Origin of the sequence: Belliella aquatica (assembly GCF_014637795.1) — a bacterium.
GTDB lineage: Bacteria > Bacteroidota > Bacteroidia > Cytophagales > Cyclobacteriaceae > Belliella > Belliella aquatica.
Genome location: NZ_BMFD01000011.1, coordinates 21,845 through 39,442, shown reverse-complemented (window position 1 = coordinate 39,442; position 17,598 = coordinate 21,845). Strand labels below are relative to the sequence as shown.

20 protein-coding genes are annotated in these 17,598 nt (G+C 35.6%); 9 read left to right on the top strand and 11 right to left on the bottom strand.

The annotated features are described in order from the left end of the window. Window positions 1–9: 9 nt before the first annotated feature. Entirely contained in the window at window positions 10–216 is a 207-nt protein-coding gene (locus IEV57_RS14110; protein ID WP_188443691.1) for a hypothetical protein, read from the top strand. A 77-nt stretch (window positions 217–293) separates the two neighbouring features. On the opposite strand, the gene IEV57_RS14105 is transcribed toward IEV57_RS14110, so the two are convergent. From IEV57_RS14105 to IEV57_RS14085, 5 genes are all read right to left on the bottom strand, one after another. Beyond that, the gene (locus tag IEV57_RS14105) at window positions 294–698 is read right to left on the bottom strand and encodes a hypothetical protein (RefSeq protein WP_188443690.1); all 405 of its coding nucleotides are present in this window, start codon (window positions 696–698) and stop codon (window positions 294–296) included. A gap of 224 nt (window positions 699–922) precedes the next feature. Next, window positions 923–1,306 (bottom strand): hypothetical protein, encoded by a 384-nt coding sequence (locus tag IEV57_RS14100; RefSeq protein WP_188443689.1) that lies wholly within the window; start codon window positions 1,304–1,306, stop codon window positions 923–925. A gap of 71 nt (window positions 1,307–1,377) precedes the next feature. Next, window positions 1,378–1,761: a hypothetical protein gene (locus IEV57_RS14095; RefSeq protein WP_188443688.1), complete on the bottom strand. Its 384-nt coding sequence runs from the start codon at window positions 1,759–1,761 to the stop codon at window positions 1,378–1,380. 122 nt (window positions 1,762–1,883) lie between these two features. Further along, the gene (locus IEV57_RS14090; RefSeq protein WP_188443687.1) at window positions 1,884–2,810 is read right to left on the bottom strand and encodes an ROK family protein; all 927 of its coding nucleotides are present in this window, start codon (window positions 2,808–2,810) and stop codon (window positions 1,884–1,886) included. 47 nt (window positions 2,811–2,857) lie between these two features. Next, window positions 2,858–3,346, bottom strand: coding sequence for a YkgJ family cysteine cluster protein (locus IEV57_RS14085; protein WP_188443686.1), 489 nt, complete (start codon window positions 3,344–3,346; stop codon window positions 2,858–2,860). Window positions 3,347–3,453: 107 nt separating this feature from the next. On the opposite strand from IEV57_RS14085, the gene IEV57_RS14080 reads away from it, so the two are divergent. Next, the gene (locus tag IEV57_RS14080; RefSeq protein WP_188443685.1) at window positions 3,454–3,813 is read left to right on the top strand and encodes an arsenate reductase family protein; all 360 of its coding nucleotides are present in this window, start codon (window positions 3,454–3,456) and stop codon (window positions 3,811–3,813) included. Here IEV57_RS14080 and IEV57_RS14075 read toward each other — a convergent pair. Further along, entirely contained in the window at window positions 3,810–4,637 is an 828-nt protein-coding gene (locus IEV57_RS14075) for a CvfB family protein (protein WP_188443684.1), read from the bottom strand. The genes IEV57_RS14080 and IEV57_RS14075 overlap by 4 nt on opposite strands. A gap of 154 nt (window positions 4,638–4,791) precedes the next feature. Between IEV57_RS14075 and IEV57_RS14070 the strand changes: the two genes are divergently transcribed. Continuing rightward, on the top strand, window positions 4,792–5,682 hold the full coding sequence (locus IEV57_RS14070) for a 3-hydroxyacyl-CoA dehydrogenase family protein (protein ID WP_188443683.1): 891 nt from the start codon (window positions 4,792–4,794) through the stop codon (window positions 5,680–5,682). A 66-nt stretch (window positions 5,683–5,748) separates the two neighbouring features. Then, window positions 5,749–6,366, top strand: coding sequence for a deoxynucleoside kinase (locus IEV57_RS14065; RefSeq protein ID WP_188443682.1), 618 nt, complete (start codon window positions 5,749–5,751; stop codon window positions 6,364–6,366). A 284-nt stretch (window positions 6,367–6,650) separates the two neighbouring features. On the opposite strand, the gene IEV57_RS14060 is transcribed toward IEV57_RS14065, so the two are convergent. From IEV57_RS14060 to IEV57_RS14050, 3 genes are all read right to left on the bottom strand, one after another. Beyond that, window positions 6,651–7,298 carry a DUF7255 family protein gene (locus tag IEV57_RS14060; protein WP_188443681.1) on the bottom strand — a complete coding sequence of 216 codons (648 nt, stop codon included), beginning with the start codon at window positions 7,296–7,298 and terminating at the stop codon, window positions 6,651–6,653. Window positions 7,299–7,303: 5 nt separating this feature from the next. Then, window positions 7,304–7,774 carry a DUF2452 domain-containing protein gene (locus IEV57_RS14055; protein WP_188443680.1) on the bottom strand — a complete coding sequence of 157 codons (471 nt, stop codon included), beginning with the start codon at window positions 7,772–7,774 and terminating at the stop codon, window positions 7,304–7,306. 242 nt (window positions 7,775–8,016) lie between these two features. Further along, window positions 8,017–8,586 (bottom strand): rhomboid family intramembrane serine protease, encoded by a 570-nt coding sequence (locus tag IEV57_RS14050; protein WP_188443679.1) that lies wholly within the window; start codon window positions 8,584–8,586, stop codon window positions 8,017–8,019. Window positions 8,587–8,694: 108 nt separating this feature from the next. On the opposite strand from IEV57_RS14050, the gene IEV57_RS14045 reads away from it, so the two are divergent. The 4 genes from IEV57_RS14045 (at window position 8,695) to IEV57_RS14030 (ending at window position 14,327) form a co-directional block, all read left to right on the top strand. Continuing rightward, complete coding sequence (locus IEV57_RS14045; RefSeq protein ID WP_188443678.1) at window positions 8,695–9,027, top strand: Hpt domain-containing protein; 333 nt, start codon at window positions 8,695–8,697, stop codon at window positions 9,025–9,027. A gap of 84 nt (window positions 9,028–9,111) precedes the next feature. Next, window positions 9,112–11,475, top strand: a complete 2,364-nt coding sequence (locus IEV57_RS14040; protein ID WP_188443677.1) for a S9 family peptidase — start codon at window positions 9,112–9,114, stop codon at window positions 11,473–11,475. Between the two features lies 1 nt (window position 11,476). After that, window positions 11,477–13,177, top strand: a complete 1,701-nt coding sequence (gene ggt / locus IEV57_RS14035) for a gamma-glutamyltransferase (protein WP_188443676.1) — start codon at window positions 11,477–11,479, stop codon at window positions 13,175–13,177. 232 nt (window positions 13,178–13,409) lie between these two features. Then, on the top strand, window positions 13,410–14,327 hold the full coding sequence (locus IEV57_RS14030; protein WP_188443675.1) for an IS1595 family transposase: 918 nt from the start codon (window positions 13,410–13,412) through the stop codon (window positions 14,325–14,327). Between the two features lie 118 nt (window positions 14,328–14,445). Here IEV57_RS14030 and IEV57_RS14025 read toward each other — a convergent pair whose 3' ends face one another. Further along, window positions 14,446–15,846 (bottom strand): alpha/beta hydrolase, encoded by a 1,401-nt coding sequence (locus IEV57_RS14025; RefSeq protein ID WP_188443674.1) that lies wholly within the window; start codon window positions 15,844–15,846, stop codon window positions 14,446–14,448. An 88-nt stretch (window positions 15,847–15,934) separates the two neighbouring features. Between IEV57_RS14025 and IEV57_RS14020 the strand changes: the two genes are divergently transcribed. Then, the gene (locus IEV57_RS14020; protein ID WP_188443673.1) at window positions 15,935–16,153 is read left to right on the top strand and encodes a DUF3820 family protein; all 219 of its coding nucleotides are present in this window, start codon (window positions 15,935–15,937) and stop codon (window positions 16,151–16,153) included. A 54-nt stretch (window positions 16,154–16,207) separates the two neighbouring features. Here IEV57_RS14020 and IEV57_RS14015 read toward each other — a convergent pair whose 3' ends face one another. Next, a complete protein-coding gene (locus tag IEV57_RS14015) occupies window positions 16,208–17,440 on the bottom strand; it encodes a S8 family serine peptidase (RefSeq protein ID WP_229744488.1) in 1,233 nt (410 codons plus the stop codon). Window positions 17,441–17,598: the final 158 nt, after the last annotated feature.

The following is a 17,598-nucleotide window of genomic DNA, read 5'->3' as shown; positions in this document are numbered from 1 at the left end:
TCAAAAGACATGAAAATACTTCTAGACATAAAAGACGATAAGGCTGCTTTCATTCTTCAATTGCTTCAAAACTTCAAATTTGTTAACGCCAAACAACTTACACCATACAAAGCCGAGGTGCTGGAAGGATTACAAGAGGCTGTAGAAGAAATGAATGAGATCAAGGCAGGTAAGAAAGAAGCTCGACCACTTAGCGAATTTCTTAATGAGCTATAAGGTAGATACTATTGCTCCTTTCCGAAAAGAAGATGATACGTGTTTATTTTAAAAGAATAATGTATTCAGAAAACACTTTACTTCGGCTTCAAATACTCTGGGATTTCTTTCCAGCCATTTTTAGGGACTTTTACGGAATCAGGAACAGTTATTTCAAATAGAATATCATAAATGGTAGGATCATCCATATAATAAAACCCTAATCGCTTTTCCCCTTTTTTCACTTTCTTACATTCATTTGAAAAACAATTATCGTATTGCATTTTACCATTTGCCAAATAAGAAACTTTCATTCCAACTCTTTTGCTATCAGAATATTTTTCATAAAAGTCAACGACAGTATATCTCTTTTCAGAAGTGTTTGAAATATGTATTTTATAAATATTAAATCCCAAAACAATGATCATGAAAAGTAAGAATAATCCAAGCAGCAGTTTCATATGAGGATCATCCAAATCATTTTTATTTTGCAGTTCAATCATTTGTAGTCTTTTTTAATCAATTCATTATTTATCTTTATGAAAATGCTCTCTGAGTCCAAAATCTTCTTTTCTTTTTAGTCAATACCTTCTTATTTCTTCAGGAACTTCTGTCCAACCTGTTCTTGGGCTTTCGATCTTTAGAGAGTCTGGAATTAAATAGTATAAAAGTATTTTTGAAAAAGATGCTCGATCCTCTTCAACGGATAAATAGCTGTAATCAGGAATTATTTCGGCTTCAGATACTCTGGGATTTCTTTCCAACTTCCAACAGGTGATTTAATTGAATCAGAAACAGGATGATCAAGTAGTATCCTAGACTTTTTTTTCCTAAATATAGGAACTTCAACTACATAAAATTCTCCAACTTTTGGTTTAAAAATTCCTTTAGGTGTGTTGTTTACATACTTTTTTGACTCAAGAATAAAATTAAACTGAACATCTGGACTTTGACCCCAAGCAGGAACAATTCGTATAACCTCCCCAATTACATATCTTTTTTCTAAAGCATTATAGTCCTTTTGCCAAAAATAATTGACGATAATAATCACCAAAATCGTTAGTATCGTTTTAATCAATAGTGATCTGATTTTTTTCTTGGCAGCTTCCATTTTGATTAGATTTTTAGAAATAAATTTGAAAAAACTCAATATTCCAACGGATGATTAGTTGTACTTAAGAATCACTTTGGCTTCAAATACTCTGGGATTTCTTTCCAGCCATCAAAAGGTGATTTAATAGTATCGGGAGCTTGATGATCAAGCAGGATCTTTGAATTTTTTTTCCTGAATATAGGAACTTCAACAATGTAGTTTTGTCCAATCTTTGGACTAAAATATTCTCTAGGCCAAGATTTTATATAGTATTTACCAGAAATTGAGAATTGATATTCAACTTGAACTCCTTGTTTTAAAAGCGGATGAATTCGTAAAACCTCCCTAATGACATATCTTTTTTCCAGAATATTATAGTACTTCTTCCAATAATTATCAAAAACAACAAGTACACAAATTATCAATACCATTTTAATCAATAATGATCTGATTTTCTTCTTGGCAGCTTCCATTTTGATAAGATTTTTTGAAATATACCAGAAGAATAGTTAATTACAAATACAACTTTAGTCTAAAAATCAAAAATCCCCTTAGAAAATACTTCCAAGAGGATTTTTATAACTATTTGCTTTTTCTATTCCTCCAAAAAACAAAGCGCAGCGGCACCAAGCGTACCTGCATTATTTTCAAGTGTTGCTTTCATTAATTTTAGATCGTCAACATAATATTTCGTGAGAAATTGTCTGACTGTTTTATCTAATGCCGGCATCATAAACTCCAATCCAGCAGATATTCCTCCTCCAAAATAAACATTCGTGACATCGAGGATTCGGATGGTAGAAACAATCGCTTCACCCAAAACACGGGCTACTTCCTCAAATACCATCAAGGAAACTTGGTTGCCTTTCTTAGCCGTATCTACAAGTAAATGTGTCCCTAACTCTTGACCAATTAGTTCGCCCGCTAAATCCGGATAAGCCCGAATCATTCTATCCATGATCCTGAGAATTCCATCTCTACCAATGATTCTTTCCAAGCCTTCATTTCCTCGAGAAAGCATATGACCCATTTCCATGGCGTTTCCTCTACAACCTTGGAAAACATGACCATCCAAGATACAAGCACTGCCTATTCCAGTACCCATAGTGATAAAAAGAAAATTATTAGGAGGATTTCCTGTACCATAACGGAACTCGCCTAAGGCGGCCGCTGCAGCATCATTTTCTAGAAAAAATTTCTTATTTGGATACCTATCTAATAGGTTTTGCTTCAGCTTAAATCCATTCAATGCGGGAATTGCAGGAATTTCTAGTGTTGTAGTTCTGTCTTTTGAAATTAACCCTGGTAAACCAATCCCGATCTTTTTCACTTCAGGATATTTATCCAAATATTTCCCTACTATTTCAACAAAACAGGGATTGAATCCTCGTGGATCATCTCTGTAGGGCGTTGTATCTTCTTTGTCAAAAGCCACAATTTTTCCTTGCTTGTTAACTAGGCCAATTTTTAAGTGAGTGCCCCCTACATCAATGCCTAAAAAATGTTCTTCAGTGTTATTCATAGTCTTCTTCAATAGGTTTAATTGCTAAAAATAATAAAGACTTACCCTTACTTCCTAAATTCTTTAGAAAAGTCTTTAAATATTTCATTCACTGCAGGACAAACCAAAGTATTTTGTAGGGTCAAGTTAAGAATTCCATGCATGTTTTTTCTATTCGTATGGGGATATTCTCTGCAAGCTTTTGGCCTTTCCTCGTATACAAAACAGGTGTTGTCAGTATTCAAAAACGGGCAAGGTGAGCTTTTCAAAACATAATCTCCTTCATCATCTCTGAAGAGATAGGTATCGATAAATGCCGAAGTTTTCATTCTAAAAACTTTGGCTAACCTGTCAATGTCAGTTTGAATGAAGATAGGAGATGTTGTTTTACAGCAATTGGCACAAGTCAAGCAATCGATTTGTTTAAACTGTTCATCGTGTGCTTTTTCAAACATCATATCCAAAGTTTTAGGCTTGATTTTCCTAAGCTTTTCTTTGGTTTTTTTATGACTACTAAAATCAGCCTTACTTGAGATATTAAAATTTTCTATATTCATTTAATCTATAAACCTACTCAATATTTTGATTTTATAAATTTAATCAGATATAAATTTGGATTATAAAGATAAATAGGTATATTAAATCTTCCTAAACCAAAGTAATTATGAAAATGCATCCAAACGAACTCTTCTTTTACTTTAATCCATCACATAGCATAGATAAACAAGTGAGAGCATATGCACATGCTATCGCAAACCATGTCAATGAAATCAATATGGATAAGGAAAAGATCACTACAACAGGTTGGCGGTCGATTCTTGATAAATTGGAACTTAGGCCAAAGGATTTATTAAATCGAGCACATCCTGATTATCAAAATCATATCGCTGGCAAAAACTGGGATGATGATAGTTGGCTCCAGATATTGGTTCGAAACCCACATCTGATCAAAGCTCCTATTGCAATCATGCGAAACAAAGCTGTTCTCTGTACTTCACCAAATCAGATTCTCAAATTGAACTAAACAAGTTCAATTCCATTATCTAAAATCTTAATTAATTTTGCTTTATACAATTGACCTATAGACTGCTTGTAGTGCTTTTTACTCATTCCCAACAACTCTTTAATAGACTCAGGGGATGATTTATCATGAAGGGGCAAGAATTTCTTTACTTTTAAGACAGTAAGAATTTTTTCAGCCCCTTCTTCGTATTTTTCTCTACCGATAGGTTCCAGTCTAAGATCCAATTTGCCATCTTCTCTTCGCTTTTTTACGAATGCACGAACTTTGTCACCCAACTCTAGCGGAACAAAAACTTCATTTTTGTATAACAAACCCTCAAAAGCATTTTCAATTAAGACCTTAAATCCTAAATCAGTTTCAGCAAAAATCAAAGCTTCTACCTCCTGCCCTTCTTCAAATCCTCTTGTTTCTAATTCAAGAAAATCTTCATATTTGCTCACTCCAATCAATCTGTCTGTTTTATAATCTAAGCAAACCCTTACGAGATATTTCTCCCCTTCTACCATATCCACATGCATCTCTGATTTGGGAACAAACAAATCTTTGGGCAGTCCCCAATCCATAAAGGCACCAAATCGGGTGATCTCTTTAGCCTCCATTACTGCAAACTCATCCAACAGAGCCACCGGCCTGTTCGTCACGGCGACAGGACGATCTTCACTATCTGTATAAACAAAGACTTCTACTTCTTGTCCTTCTTTGAACTCTTCTTTCAAATAACTTTTTGGCAACAAGACCTCTTCACCCTCGTGAAGTGCTAAATATGCACCATTAGCTGTAAACCTATTGATCAACAGACTATTGATTTTACCCAATTCTTTCATAATGTAAAGGTAAGTAAATTACTTGAAGTAGAAATTGGAAAAGGGGGTGAATCGATTTAGATTTGAAGATTGAATAGCAAATAATATTGAAGCTGAAAAGACAATTTTTGACTTAGCTAGTTAATAATACAGTTCATATAAACCCATATTATACATGAAAAATATAGCAGTAATCGGCTCAGGAACAATGGGAAATGGAATTGCGCACGTTTTTGCTCAATTTGATTACAAAGTTTCCTTGATCGATATCAATCAAAATGCACTCGAAAAAGCTTTGGCCACTATTGGTAAAAACTTAGACAGACAAGTTTCCAAAGGCTTACTTTCTGAAGCTGATAAATCCAAAGCACTTTCCAATATTACTACTTTTACCAAGACAGAAGACGGGGTAAAAAACGCAGATTTGGTAGTTGAGGCAGCTACTGAGAATGTCAACATCAAATTGGATATTTTTAGGGAATTGGATAAAATCTGTCCAACTCATACGATTCTTGCTTCGAATACTTCTTCGATTTCAATTACAAAGATTGGTGCAGTCACTTCCCGCCCAGATAAAGTCATCGGAATGCACTTTATGAATCCGGTTCCTGTAATGAAATTGATTGAAGTGATCAGAGGTTACGCAACTTCAGACGAGGTAACTTCCCAGATTATGGAATTGTCTCGCAAACTTGAAAAAGTCCCTGTTGAGGTAAATGACTATCCTGGTTTTGTAGCGAACAGGATTTTGATGCCAATGATCAACGAAGCTATTTATACCCTTTATGAAAGTGTGGCAGGTGTAGAAGAAATTGATACGGTTATGAAGCTAGGAATGGCACATCCAATGGGTCCTTTGCAACTCGCGGACTTTATCGGTTTGGATGTTTGTCTTTCTATCTTGAGAGTACTTCATGATGGTTTTGGTAATCCAAAATACGCACCATGTCCACTATTGGTAAATATGGTAGAGGCAGGATACAAAGGAGCGAAAACAGGAGAAGGTTTCTACAAATACACTCCAGGAAGCAAAGAAGTCGTCGTTTCTTCTCAATTCAAAAAATAATAGTTTATCAAATAAAAATCAGAAAGAGGCAATTTTGACTTGTCTCTTTCCTCTTATTTTATCAGAATGCATATAGCAGTATCAGGAAATATAGGTAGCGGAAAAACAACGCTTACAGAGAAATTAGCCAAACATTATGGATGGAAAGCCGAATTTGAGGCCGTAGAAAATAATCCGTATTTAGCAGATTTCTATGATGACATGAAGCGATGGTCTTTTCACCTGCAAGTTTACTTTTTGAATAGCCGATTCAATCAGATCAATATCATTCAGAATAGTGACTTATCAATTATTCAAGATCGGACGATCTATGAAGATGCCTATATTTTTGCAGCTAATCTGTATAAATCCAACTTAATCAGTCAGCGCGATTATGATAATTACCTGAACTTGTTCCACTCAATGATCAATTTCGTAAAAGCTCCCGACCTTTTGATTTATCTGAAAGCAGATATTCCAAAGCTTGTTGGCCAAATCGAAAAAAGAGGAAGAGACTATGAAAATGCAATCCGTATTGATTATTTGAAAAACTTAAATACCCACTATGAAGAGTGGATTGCAAACTATGATAAAGGCAAATTATTGATTGTAGATGTCAATGACATGGATTTTGTAGCCAACCAAGAAGACTTTTCTGCTATTGTAGGGCAAGTTGACCGTGAGATTTTTGGTTTGTTTTCCTAAAATTGGTTATCAGTCAATTGGTTATCAGTTAATAGTGGATTGGGTTATCGGTGGATTAGTTAATAGTGGATTGGGTGATCAGTCGAACAGTGAATTGTGGAATGGGTGATCAGTCAATTAGGGAATAGTAAGTCGATTAGTTACTAAATCATCTACTCAAAAACCAATCAACTATTTTACTTAATTAACCAATAACTAAATCAACTATTTCACTGAATTAACTAATAACTAATTATTAAATAAAATAAATCTTGAAAACTAATCAAAAGCTTATAGATTCATCATTAAACTAACTTCCGAAATAACCAATTTTTAATTGCCTGATAAGTTTTCTCTTTTGGATTGAGAAGCAAATCGTCGATTTTCTTTAAGCTCCCTCCTGTCATGATATTTTCGTAAACAGGGATTCTGACTAGTTTGTAGCCATGAAGTCTTGTCAGCAAATCATATTGCGCATCATTGTAGGCATTGAGTTTCCAACCTGAACTTCCATTACCTGATAAGTCTCCAGGTTCCTCAGATTTACCGAATACTTTTTCGGCAATTGGTGGGCCGAACCATATTCTTTCTTGCAAACCTGACTTCAAACAATCCTTTTCAAAAGTCCTGCAAAGTCTTTTATAAGAATCTGACCATGCATAAGAAAATGTATGATATAAATCTGATTTCAAAGTTGTTAATCTATATCTATTAAAGTGAACTGGATCGTCATAAATGAATAAAAATCTATTGATTTTGAAATCAAATTTCAATCTTTCTAACACAGGTAAGTGATGAACACTTCCGCCCAAAGAATCAAAAACCTCTGCTAATAATTCATCACCCTTTCCTTTAAGGTAATCAGGATTGACTTCTAAGCGAAACTCTTCCTCAATTTGATATTCAGAATCTCGTAAAATTTGGATCAGATGATCAACTTTTATTTGGTGCAATTGAATTAGGGTTTTGATGAACCTTCTCGCAGTATTTCCCAAGTGTGGTCAGCGAGAAGTTTGATTTCAGCTACAAAGCTAGCAAAACCTTTTTTTCTTCCCCATTCTTCTGGCGCAATCATGCTCAAAAAGTCTGTACCATTCTCTTTTTCATACAAATAGTAAATATGATTGATTAGTGGCTCGAAGCTGATACTCGCCTGATAAATTCTTTCAGAAACCTCTACTCTTTTTTGAATCAACTTTGCCTGATCTGCAAGTAATTGCATCTGTTGATAGATTTGAGCCATTTGCATGTCAGTCTGCGAATGCATAGCTGAGACTGCCCTTCCCGTGATCTTGCCTTTATCTTCAGGACGAATGATAGCCCCGCCTGATGTATGTGCATAAGGTAAAAGACCCGGATTTTCAGTGGTCATTTCCTTCATGCGATCCAAATCTATTTTATTGACGTCAATTTTTTGTTTTTTACTCATTTGCTTTAAGGGTATCACTTGGGGCTATTCTTTCTTTCAAATTACCTTTCGCTCCTGGAAAGGTAGTACGGGTTGATATATCATATCCAATCCATATCATGGCAAGTAGAAACAAACCTGCGATTATTAGAAAGATGAGCTTATTCTTGTTCATAATTTATAGGTATCCTAACAGCTATTTGTTGTAAACGGTTTTCATTTCTGCAAAAATACTAGAATCCTCTAGGATAAAAATCTTCTTCTTATACTTTTCTGCTCATCCAAAAAGCCGTGACTACTCCCACGCAAGCTCCTGCTAAATGAGATTCCCAAGAAACCCTTCCATTGCTTGGAACTACCCCATAAAATATACTTCCATAGAATATTAAAATGAAAACTGATATCGCGATTGTTTTGTAAGTTCCTTTAAATAAACCCAAGAAGATCATAAAAAAGACCAATCCATAAATTAATCCACTGGCTCCGATGTGCGTATATGGTCTAGCAGCTAGCCAAACTATACCATTTGTAATAAGCAAACAACTTAAAAAAACTTGGTTGGCAATATTCTCATAAAAGAAATAAAGCATCGTAGTCAAGACGAAAAATGGCAAAAGGTTCGTTAATAAATGTGCATGGTTGCCATGAAGAAAGGGAGAGAAAATAATCCCAGGAAGATGGAACACGCTTAATGGAAAAATTCCAAGAAAGTCTAATCTGAAATTGAAGCTTATCTCAACCAAAAAAACAAGTATCATCAATAAAGAAAGACGAGAAGACACCATCAGACTTTCATTAAGAGATTTCCAATATTTTTGTTTCTTAATTTGCATTTAAACTGATTTTGAAAAAAATGTTTAACTTTCGATTCTTAGTTGATATAATTCTACGGAAAGTCAACTAGCACACTATTTCTAATGTTTTATACCCTGCCTATTTATATGTACGATTTAATCAATGCACAAACAATTTTTCAATACTTTGGTGATGATGATAAAGAAATGATCAGAGAAATGATTCAGATAATTTTGGATACAAATCTGCATGATCTCAAACAATTAGATGTGCATTATGATGAAAAAGACTTTGTAACGATCAAAAAAAAATGTCACAAAGCTAAACCCAGTATGAGTTATATTGGAGCTGTCGACACGAGAAAAATGCTTGAAGCAATTGAGGCAGATTTAGAAAACTCTTATCCCATTTACATTTCATTGAAGCAGAATATTGGAGTTATTGAAAAAGAACTCAATGATTTCCTTGTTAAACTTTAAACTCTTGTAATTTCTTAACCATCCATACTTTTTTACCAATTTTTTCCTTTTGAATGCTTATAATTGAAAAAAAAATATAAGCACATGAGAAAGATTACTTCAGTTGTATTTATTTTCTTCTTTTTATTCAGTATTGGATTTGCGCAAAGTGAACTGAGCGTAGAAAAAATAATGAAGGACCCCAAATGGATAGGAAACTTTCCTTCCAATGTTAGATGGGATGAACAAGGAAAACACATCCTTTTCAATTATAATCCAGAAGGAAATCCATCAGATTCTTTATATAAAATAGCTGTTGGTAAGGTCGGTCAAATCGAGAAAGTAACCTTAGAAGAGCAGCGTTCATTTATTCCTTCTTTTGCCAACAGCAATCTGGCACAAACCAAGAAAGTGTTTGTTAGAAATGGAGAAATAATACTTTATGAAGTCTCTTCTGGGAAGAAAACTTCGCTCCTGAATTGGGGTGATAGAATCGGTACACCACGATTTTTAGCCAATGAAAACAGAATTTCTTTTGAATCAAGTGGCAATTTATACGTTCTTGATATCCAAAGTGGTAAAATCAATAGAGTCACCAACATCAATTCTGGAAACAAGAGAATCAGTAGAGAAGGGTTTAAAATTGATGATAGAGAAACCTCTCTAAGGAAAGAAAATCTTGAATTGCTTCAAGTAGTAAAGGAGCGAGAGGAAAAAAGAGAGAGTTCTAGAGCCTATAGAGAAGCCACTGCTGAAGCGGAACCTTTTGCATATTATCTAGGCGAAAAGTCAGCTTCTTCACTTCAATTAAGCCCAGATGAAAAATTCGCTACTTTTAATTTGATAACAAGAGCTGAGAATAAAAGAACAGTTGTGCCTGACTATACGCATGTTTCTGGCTATACCACTGACATCAATACAAGATCTAAAGTTGGTGACGCTGATACAAAAGTTGAATTGGCACTTTATGATATCGAAAACGAAAAAGTTACTTTAATTGATGTCAGTAAACTTCCGGGGATTCAAGATTTACCTGATTATACAAAAGATTATCCAGAGAAAACATGGGAAGCAAAGGATAGAAATGTTACTATCTCCTCTCCTATTTTCTCAAATGATGGAAGTCTTGCAATTGTCAATATCAGATCTTCGGACAACAAAGACAGATGGATAGCGCAATTGGATTTGAATACTGCTCAACTTAAAGTGCTGGATAGACAAAGAGATGAAGCCTGGGTGGCAGGTCCTGGTGTTGGTTCTGCTTATGGAGGAGGAACCTTAGGTTGGTTACCGGATAACAAGCACATTTATTTTCAGTCAGAAGAAAGTGGATACTCACATCTCTATCTTTTAGATGTGACAACTGGAAGCAAAAAAGCTTTGACAAGTGGAAAATATGAAGTTTTTAGCCCGTTTATTTCCAAGGATCAAAAATCTTGGTATCTAACCACTTCAGAAGTTCATCCTGGTGAAAGACACTTTTATAAAATGCCTTTGATGGGAGGAAAAATGGAGAAATTAACCAGTATGACTGGCAATAATGATGTCAGTCTTTCTCCTGATGAAAAGCATATCGCAATACTTTATTCCTACAGCAACAAGCCTTGGGAATTATTCCTAAAACCAAATAATGCTAAAGCAGAATCAAAACAGTTGACTTCAGGTCAAAGCGAGGAATTTAAAGCTTACAACTGGAAAGATCCTGAGTTGGTTAATTTCACAGCACAAGACGGGGCTTCTGTTCCTGCAAGATTATACAAGCCAAGTCCCGAGAAAAACAATGGTGCTGCTGTCATCTTTGTTCATGGTGCCGGTTACCTTCAAAACGTCCACAAATGGTGGTCAAGTTACTTTAGAGAATACATGTTCCATAATCTTTTAACCGATTTGGGTTATACCGTTTTGGATATTGATTATAGAGGTTCAGCTGGATATGGTAGAGATTGGAGGACAGGAATCTATCGACATATGGGTGGAAAAGACTTATCTGACCATGTAGATGGAGCCAAATATTTAGCAGCGCAACATGGCGTAGACCCAAAGAGAGTTGGTCTTTATGGAGGAAGCTACGGAGGTTTCATCACCTTGATGGCTCTTTTCAATGAATCCGAAACATTCAAATCAGGTGCAGCATTACGTTCTGTAACAGATTGGGCACATTATAACCATGGTTACACATCCAATATTCTCAACGAACCTTTCAATGATCCTATCGCATACAAACGTTCTTCTCCAATTTATTTCGCTGAAGGATTAAAAGGAAATTTATTGATTGCCCACGGTATGATTGACACGAATGTTCATTTCCAAGATGTTGTCCGACTGGCGCAAAGGCTAATTGAATTAGAAAAAGACAATTGGGAAATGGCTGTTTATCCTGTAGAAGATCACGGTTTTGTGGAACCAAGCAGTTGGACTGATGAATACAAGCGTATTTTGAAGTTATTCAACTCAACGCTACTAGATTAAAATGAATATCAGGTCTATTTATAGTATTTCTATTCTTGTATTCCTTTTTGTTTCTTCTTGTAATAAACCTGTAGAAAGAAAAGTTGTAAGAGGATTAATTGCAGAAAAGGCAATGGTCGTATCTGCAAGAAAAGAAGCCTCAGAGATTGGGCTTTCTATCCTTCAGAAAGGAGGGAATGCTTTTGATGCGATGGTTGCTACAGAACTTTCCCTGGCTATCGCATTTCCTTTTGCAGGAAATCTTGGCGGCGGTGGTTTCATGATTTATAGAATGGCAGATGGAAGCATCGGTTCTATTGATTATCGAGAAAAAGCACCTATAGCAGCAACAAGAGATATGTATTTAGATGAAAATGGTGAAGTAATCCCAAGATTAAGTACCACGGGAGCATTAGCTGTTGGTGTTCCCGGAACAATTGCCGGTATTCTGGAAGTTCATAGAAAGTTTGGGACACTTTCTTTGGAAGAAATATTGGAACCTGTCATTCGATTTGCAGAAAAAGGTGCCGTGGTAACTGAGAATCAAGCTTCAGGCCTTAGAGGCAATAGAAATGTTATTGCTGAAGTTAGTGGAGAAAACTCCCTTTTTGCCCAAGAGTTTAATGTAGGTGATACGATCAAATACCCTGCTTTAGCTGAGACCTTGAGAAGAATCGCTAAAAATGGTAGGGATGAATTCTATAAAGGTGAAACTGCAGAGAGATTGGTTAAATTTCTTCAAGAAAAAGGCGGAATCATCACCATGGAAGATTTAGCTTCTTATGAAGCACAATGGAGAGAACCAATTGTCTTCGATTACAGAGGTCATAAAATCATCTCTATGGCACCTCCGAGCAGCGGAGGTGTCACGATTGCACAGATATTCGGCATGATTGAAGAGTTTGATCTGAAATCAATGGAGCACAATTCACCAGAATATATCCAAGTGTTGGTAGAAGCTGAGCGAAGAGCTTATGCAGATAGAAATTACTACTTAGGAGATCCTGATTTTGTGGAAGTTCCGGTTGCTCAAATGTTGGATAAAGCCTATCTGAAATCTCGTATGTCAACTTTTACCAAGGAAAAAGCAACGCTTTCCTCTGAAGTTGCTCAGGGAAGCATTCAATTTCAGGAAAGCGACGAGACTACACACTACTCTATATTAGATCAATTTGGAAATGCTCTGGCAATCACAACTACGCTTAATGGTGCATTTGGCTCAAAGTTGTTTTGTGATGATTTGGGTTTTTTCTTGAACAACGAGATGGACGATTTCTCCGCAAAAGCCGGCGTTCCCAATATGTTTGGGCTGATTGGAGCCGAGGCGAATAAAATTGAGCCAGGAAAGAGAATGCTTAGCTCCATGACACCTACTTTGGTTGAGAAAGATGGGCAGCTATTAATGATTGTGGGAACACCTGGAGGATCGACCATTATGACTTCTGTGGTTCAGACGATTCTCAATGTCATCGAATTTGAAATGGGTATGCAAGAAGCCGTTAATGCAGCTAGATTTCATCATCAGTGGCTGCCTGATGAGATCAGATTTGAAAAAGAAGTATTTACCCAAGAAACCTTGGAAAAGCTCAAAGCAAAAGGCTATTTGATCAATGAATCTCCTTCACCTATCATCGGAAAAGTAGATGCAATTTTGGTATTAAAAGACGGAAAGTTGGAAGGTGGAGCTGATCCTAGAGGTGATGATACGGCTGTTGGGTATTGATAAGGGAGAGCGAAATATTTACATGCAAAAAACTATTCGAACAAAAGTAAAAATGGACCTAGCTGGGTCCATTTTTTTATTTTCATATAGTCCATTTAAAATTTAGCTATTTATGATTTATGTATATACGGAATTATGCCAGTAGCCAAATTTAATATTGACAGTCTGTGACACTAATTTGATTTGTACTGTTTAGATTTGGTACTTGTGATCATAACAAAAGGTTCTGATCATGAATATATTAATGTTTAATGAAAGATTCCCTGATGAAAAATCATGCATAGAATATTTCAAGTCCAAGCGGATTAAAGAAGGCGTTATCTGCAAGAAATGTAAGGGTATTGATCATTATTGGCTTCATTCTAAAAACATCTTTCAATGCAAACGGTGTTGTTTCAGAACCAGTCTTAAAAGTGGTACAGTGATGGAAAATAGTAATCTTTTCCTTAGGGACTGGTTATTAGCAATCACTTTCATCAGTGCAACCAAGCAAGGTTTCAGTGCCCTAGAACTTCAACGTCAGATGGGTTTTACTCGTTATCAGACAGTTTTTGACTTATGTCATAAGATAAGAGTGGTTATGGGCAAAAGAGACGATGAGTACAGGCTTGAAGACATGATTGAGTATGATGAAGCTTATGTAACAAAAGCCACATCATCAAAGAAGAAGAAATCCAAAAGAGGAAGAGGAACCCAGCAAAAAGCAATAGTTGAAGTACTGGCTGAGTCAACTGTTTTGGAAGATTTCACAAATGGAGAGCTTAATAAAAGCTGTAGATACTTCAAAATGAACAAGATAGATAACTTGAAAGCCAAAACTGCAGAGAAACTAATCAAGGGTCTAATTGATCCAAATGCTGTGCTACAGACAGATGAAAGTACCACCTTTTCAAATTTTGAAGATTTCATTGACGTCCATGTGAAGGAAATCTCCAGTTCAAAAGAAGGCAAATTCAACCTCAAATGGGCTCATACAGCAATAAGTAATCTTAAAAGTAGTCTCACAAAATACAAAATGGTATCTGAAAAAAAGCTTCAGAATTATCTTGACGAGTTTTGCTATAAACTCAACAGAAGATATTTTGGTGAAAGACTATTTGACAGGTTAATTATTGCTTCAATTCAACCCTACTGGCAAAGTAGCGGATAATCATATTATGATTTTCACTTGATGTTTTATTTTTACTTTTTATCTATCTTATTTCTATTTTATTTCTACTTTATATCTACCCTATTTCAACTTTATTTACTTTAAAATCCAATAGAGGTTATTGCTTTTTAATAAATTCGACAATATCAGAAAGTACTTTTTCATTGAAAGTTTCTTCAATTTTTCCATATTCATCGACCCCACCTGCTTGAGCGGTTTGAAAAAGATGGTTTAGATTATTATAAACTTTAAGCGTCAATAAATTAGATTTATCTTCGAACATCTTAGTCAATCTATTTCCATTCTGAACTGCTGCAACTTGCAAATCTTTGGTTCCGAAAGCTGCAAACACTGGAATATCTATATCATTGATATAAATTTCTGGATTCATTTTTAGGAAATTCACCATCCAAGGAGTCAATTGACTTTCATAAGCATTGCGAAGAGAAGTCATTTGACTCGGCCACATATTCTCTGGTACATTCATCTCTTTAAGATTTGCTTCAAAGATTGGCCCCAAAGCTCCTTTCCATTCTTCATCGGACTGACTATCAATAACAGCTTGATAAATATCCCTATTTCTATTGACAGAAGCTTTCACAACAGCCTCAGGTGCTCCTGAAACTCTAGTAATTTCCTCAGTTTGCTTCGTCATTAACTCCTTGATAGGCACAACTGGCCCAGCAAGAGAAACTAAAAAACTTAAATCATTTTCTTCCGAACCCAACATCCATGAAATCAATCCACCCTCGCTATGTCCAATCACTCCTATTTTCCCCAAATCCACAGAAGGATGATTTTTTAAAAATTTAATTGCTGAAACAACATCATTTTTTAAATCAAAAGTAGTTGCACTGTTAAAGTCTCCTGATGACTCCCCAATTCCTCTTTCATCATAGCGGAGAACAACTATTCCATTTTCTGTAAGATAATCTGCTATAACCCAAAAAGGTTTATGGCCCAATATTTCATGATCTCTCGTATGGGGTCCCGAACCTGTGATCAAAACTACAGCAGGGAATTTTCCTCCTCCTTTTGGTTTCGTCAATGTACCCATCAATGTGATATTGTCACTTTTATTTTCGAAACTCACTTCCTCAATATCATAATTGAATGGCTCCTTTGGAGTTTGAGGTCTTTTGGGCATTTCTTTTTTCTGAATGTCCTCAGGATTTGCTCGTGTAAAATCTAGCGGAAACTTCATTCCTCCTTGAGAAAAATTACCTTTGATTTCATCATTAGTAAGCACACCTTCATAAGATGCATTTCCCATGCTCATCTCAAAACTTACCATCAATTCGTTGGCAAGGACTTTTTTCATGGGTATTCCCATCGCATTCTGATTAGGACTATCCATTTTCCCCGTCCATTCTCCATTCTGCTCTTCAAAATGGACAATTAATGGAAGACTTTGTCCCATCACTTTCAAATCTCCCTTCCAACTTCCTTTAATGTCTTGAGCGTCAACTTGCGGAACAAAATATAACAGCATTAGAAAAGAATAAAATAGTGTTTTCATAGTCTCTTTGTTAAGACACCTAAGATAATCATTAATCTGAAAAAGCACAGTAAAGTGCTTTTTGAAAAAGTTCTTCTATTTTTACTTTATGGATAAAGAGATTTTGATGGATTTAGTGACCAAGCGGATGCCGTTTGGAAAATATAAAGGAAAATTGCTTTGTGATATCCCTGAACATTATTTGGTTTGGATGCATGGACAAGGTTTTCCTGAAGGTAAATTGGGAATGTGGCTTTATACACTTTACGAGATTAGACTAAATGGTCTTGAGGATATTCTGCACCAGCTCAAAAAATTATCAAAATAAAAGCCCGATCCAGATAGATCAGGCTTTTAGATTTATAAATAGATCATTTGAATTTTATCTTACAATAATTGGATCTGGATTTCCATCAGGATCATTTTTCACAAATCCGTCAGTACTTGGATTTCCCCACATCAAAACTCCAGCAGCATGAGGTGCTGCCATAGATGTGCCACTGATAGCTCTATATCCACTGCTGATCCAAGTAGAATTGATACCTACACCAGGTGCACAATAATCAACTGGAGGATTTCCAAAGTTTGAGAATGATGCCCAAGTATCGGTATTGTTCATCGCAGAAATCGTGAAGATATTCGGACCATTAACTCTGGCTGGAGAAAAGTTGTTCGCATTAGCTCCGGAGTTACCTGCCGCAACCACAAATTTAATTCCATTGTTAGCCGCAGCTAAAACAGCATTATCCAAAGCTGTGGAAGCTCCACCTCCTAAACTCATATTAGCAACATCACCACTACTTGCATTTGCAGCAACGTAATCTACGCCTGCTATTACTCCAGCATTTGAGCCAGAACCTCTAGAATCCAATACTTTAATTGAAACAACAACAGCACCAGCAGCTACACCTACTACTCCAATATCATTATTGATCGCTGCAATTGTACCTGCTACGTGAGTACCATGGCCATTTCCATCATCAAGACTTGCATCCTTACCTTTTGTAAAAGCAGAAAAACCAATGGTTTGATCTACGTTTAGGTCAGGGTGATTCATTTGTATTCCTGTATCAATTACCCATGCTTTTTTAGAGCCTGTGAAAGTCTGGCCACCTCCTACTCTAGTAATTCCATAAGGAATGGTTTGAGATGGAGATGTACTTCCTCCCCCTCCTCCATTTCCTCCTCCAGGTCTACCCTGTGAAATAGTTACAATCTGGTCTGCTTCGATGTAAGCAATAGATGGATCTTGGGACAAAGCAGAAAATTCAGAATCCGATAGTTTAACTGCAAAACCATCAAGCGCAGATCCAAATGCATATTCTAATTTATCAGATGAAATTTTATACTTCATTAAAAGAGATTCTGCATTTTTCCTTGCAAAAGCATTTACTTCAGCATAACTGCCATCTTTTCTGAAATTAATAGAACTTGGATTTAAAACTACAATGTAGCTTCCGGGAATGATTGTTCCTCGTTGACTTTCGAGTAATTCAAAGTCATTTTCTAATAAAGGCTGTTCAATATTGTCCTGACAAGAAATTGCAACAACTGCCAAAGCTAATACTGCTGAACCAGTACTTTTCCCAATAAATCTGTAGAATCTTTTTAACATAATTAATTAAGGGTTATAGTTTATAATTTTGTCCAAACTATATTTTGAACGGCGTAATCAAATCAAAAAAATTAATTAAACAAAATAATGCTTTACTTTTTTATTCTAATTCCACTTTAAAATTTATATTCTATCAAATAAGAGATTTTTTAATTCTG

Bases quoted from the DNA above. Each gene is read 5' to 3' on its own strand.
- IEV57_RS14065 (WP_188443682.1), top strand. From the start codon at position 5,749: ATGCATATAGCAGTATCAGGAAATATAGGTAGCGGAAAAACAACGCTT.
- IEV57_RS14085 (WP_188443686.1), bottom strand. From the start codon at position 3,346: ATGAATATAGAAAATTTTAATATCTCAAGTAAGGCTGATTTTAGTAGT.
- IEV57_RS14055 (WP_188443680.1), bottom strand. From the start codon at position 7,774: ATGAGTAAAAAACAAAAAATTGACGTCAATAAAATAGATTTGGATCGC.
- IEV57_RS14015 (WP_229744488.1), bottom strand. From the start codon at position 17,440: ATGTTAAAAAGATTCTACAGATTTATTGGGAAAAGTACTGGTTCAGCA.
- IEV57_RS14095 (WP_188443688.1), bottom strand. From the start codon at position 1,761: ATGGAAGCTGCCAAGAAGAAAATCAGATCATTATTGATTAAAATGGTA.
- IEV57_RS14050 (WP_188443679.1), bottom strand. From the start codon at position 8,586: ATGCAAATTAAGAAACAAAAATATTGGAAATCTCTTAATGAAAGTCTG.
- IEV57_RS14090 (WP_188443687.1), bottom strand. From the start codon at position 2,810: ATGAATAACACTGAAGAACATTTTTTAGGCATTGATGTAGGGGGCACT.
- IEV57_RS14080 (WP_188443685.1), top strand. From the start codon at position 3,454: ATGAAAATGCATCCAAACGAACTCTTCTTTTACTTTAATCCATCACAT.
- IEV57_RS14070 (WP_188443683.1), top strand. From the start codon at position 4,792: ATGAAAAATATAGCAGTAATCGGCTCAGGAACAATGGGAAATGGAATT.
- IEV57_RS14045 (WP_188443678.1), top strand. From the start codon at position 8,695: ATGTACGATTTAATCAATGCACAAACAATTTTTCAATACTTTGGTGAT.
- IEV57_RS14030 (WP_188443675.1), top strand. From the start codon at position 13,410: ATGAATATATTAATGTTTAATGAAAGATTCCCTGATGAAAAATCATGC.
- IEV57_RS14020 (WP_188443673.1), top strand. From the start codon at position 15,935: ATGGATAAAGAGATTTTGATGGATTTAGTGACCAAGCGGATGCCGTTT.
- IEV57_RS14105 (WP_188443690.1), bottom strand. From the start codon at position 698: ATGATTGAACTGCAAAATAAAAATGATTTGGATGATCCTCATATGAAA.
- ggt (WP_188443676.1), top strand. From the start codon at position 11,477: ATGAATATCAGGTCTATTTATAGTATTTCTATTCTTGTATTCCTTTTT.
- IEV57_RS14100 (WP_188443689.1), bottom strand. From the start codon at position 1,306: ATGGAAGCTGCCAAGAAAAAAATCAGATCACTATTGATTAAAACGATA.
- IEV57_RS14025 (WP_188443674.1), bottom strand. From the start codon at position 15,846: ATGAAAACACTATTTTATTCTTTTCTAATGCTGTTATATTTTGTTCCG.
- IEV57_RS14110 (WP_188443691.1), top strand. From the start codon at position 10: ATGAAAATACTTCTAGACATAAAAGACGATAAGGCTGCTTTCATTCTT.
- IEV57_RS14075 (WP_188443684.1), bottom strand. From the start codon at position 4,637: ATGAAAGAATTGGGTAAAATCAATAGTCTGTTGATCAATAGGTTTACA.
- IEV57_RS14040 (WP_188443677.1), top strand. From the start codon at position 9,112: ATGAGAAAGATTACTTCAGTTGTATTTATTTTCTTCTTTTTATTCAGT.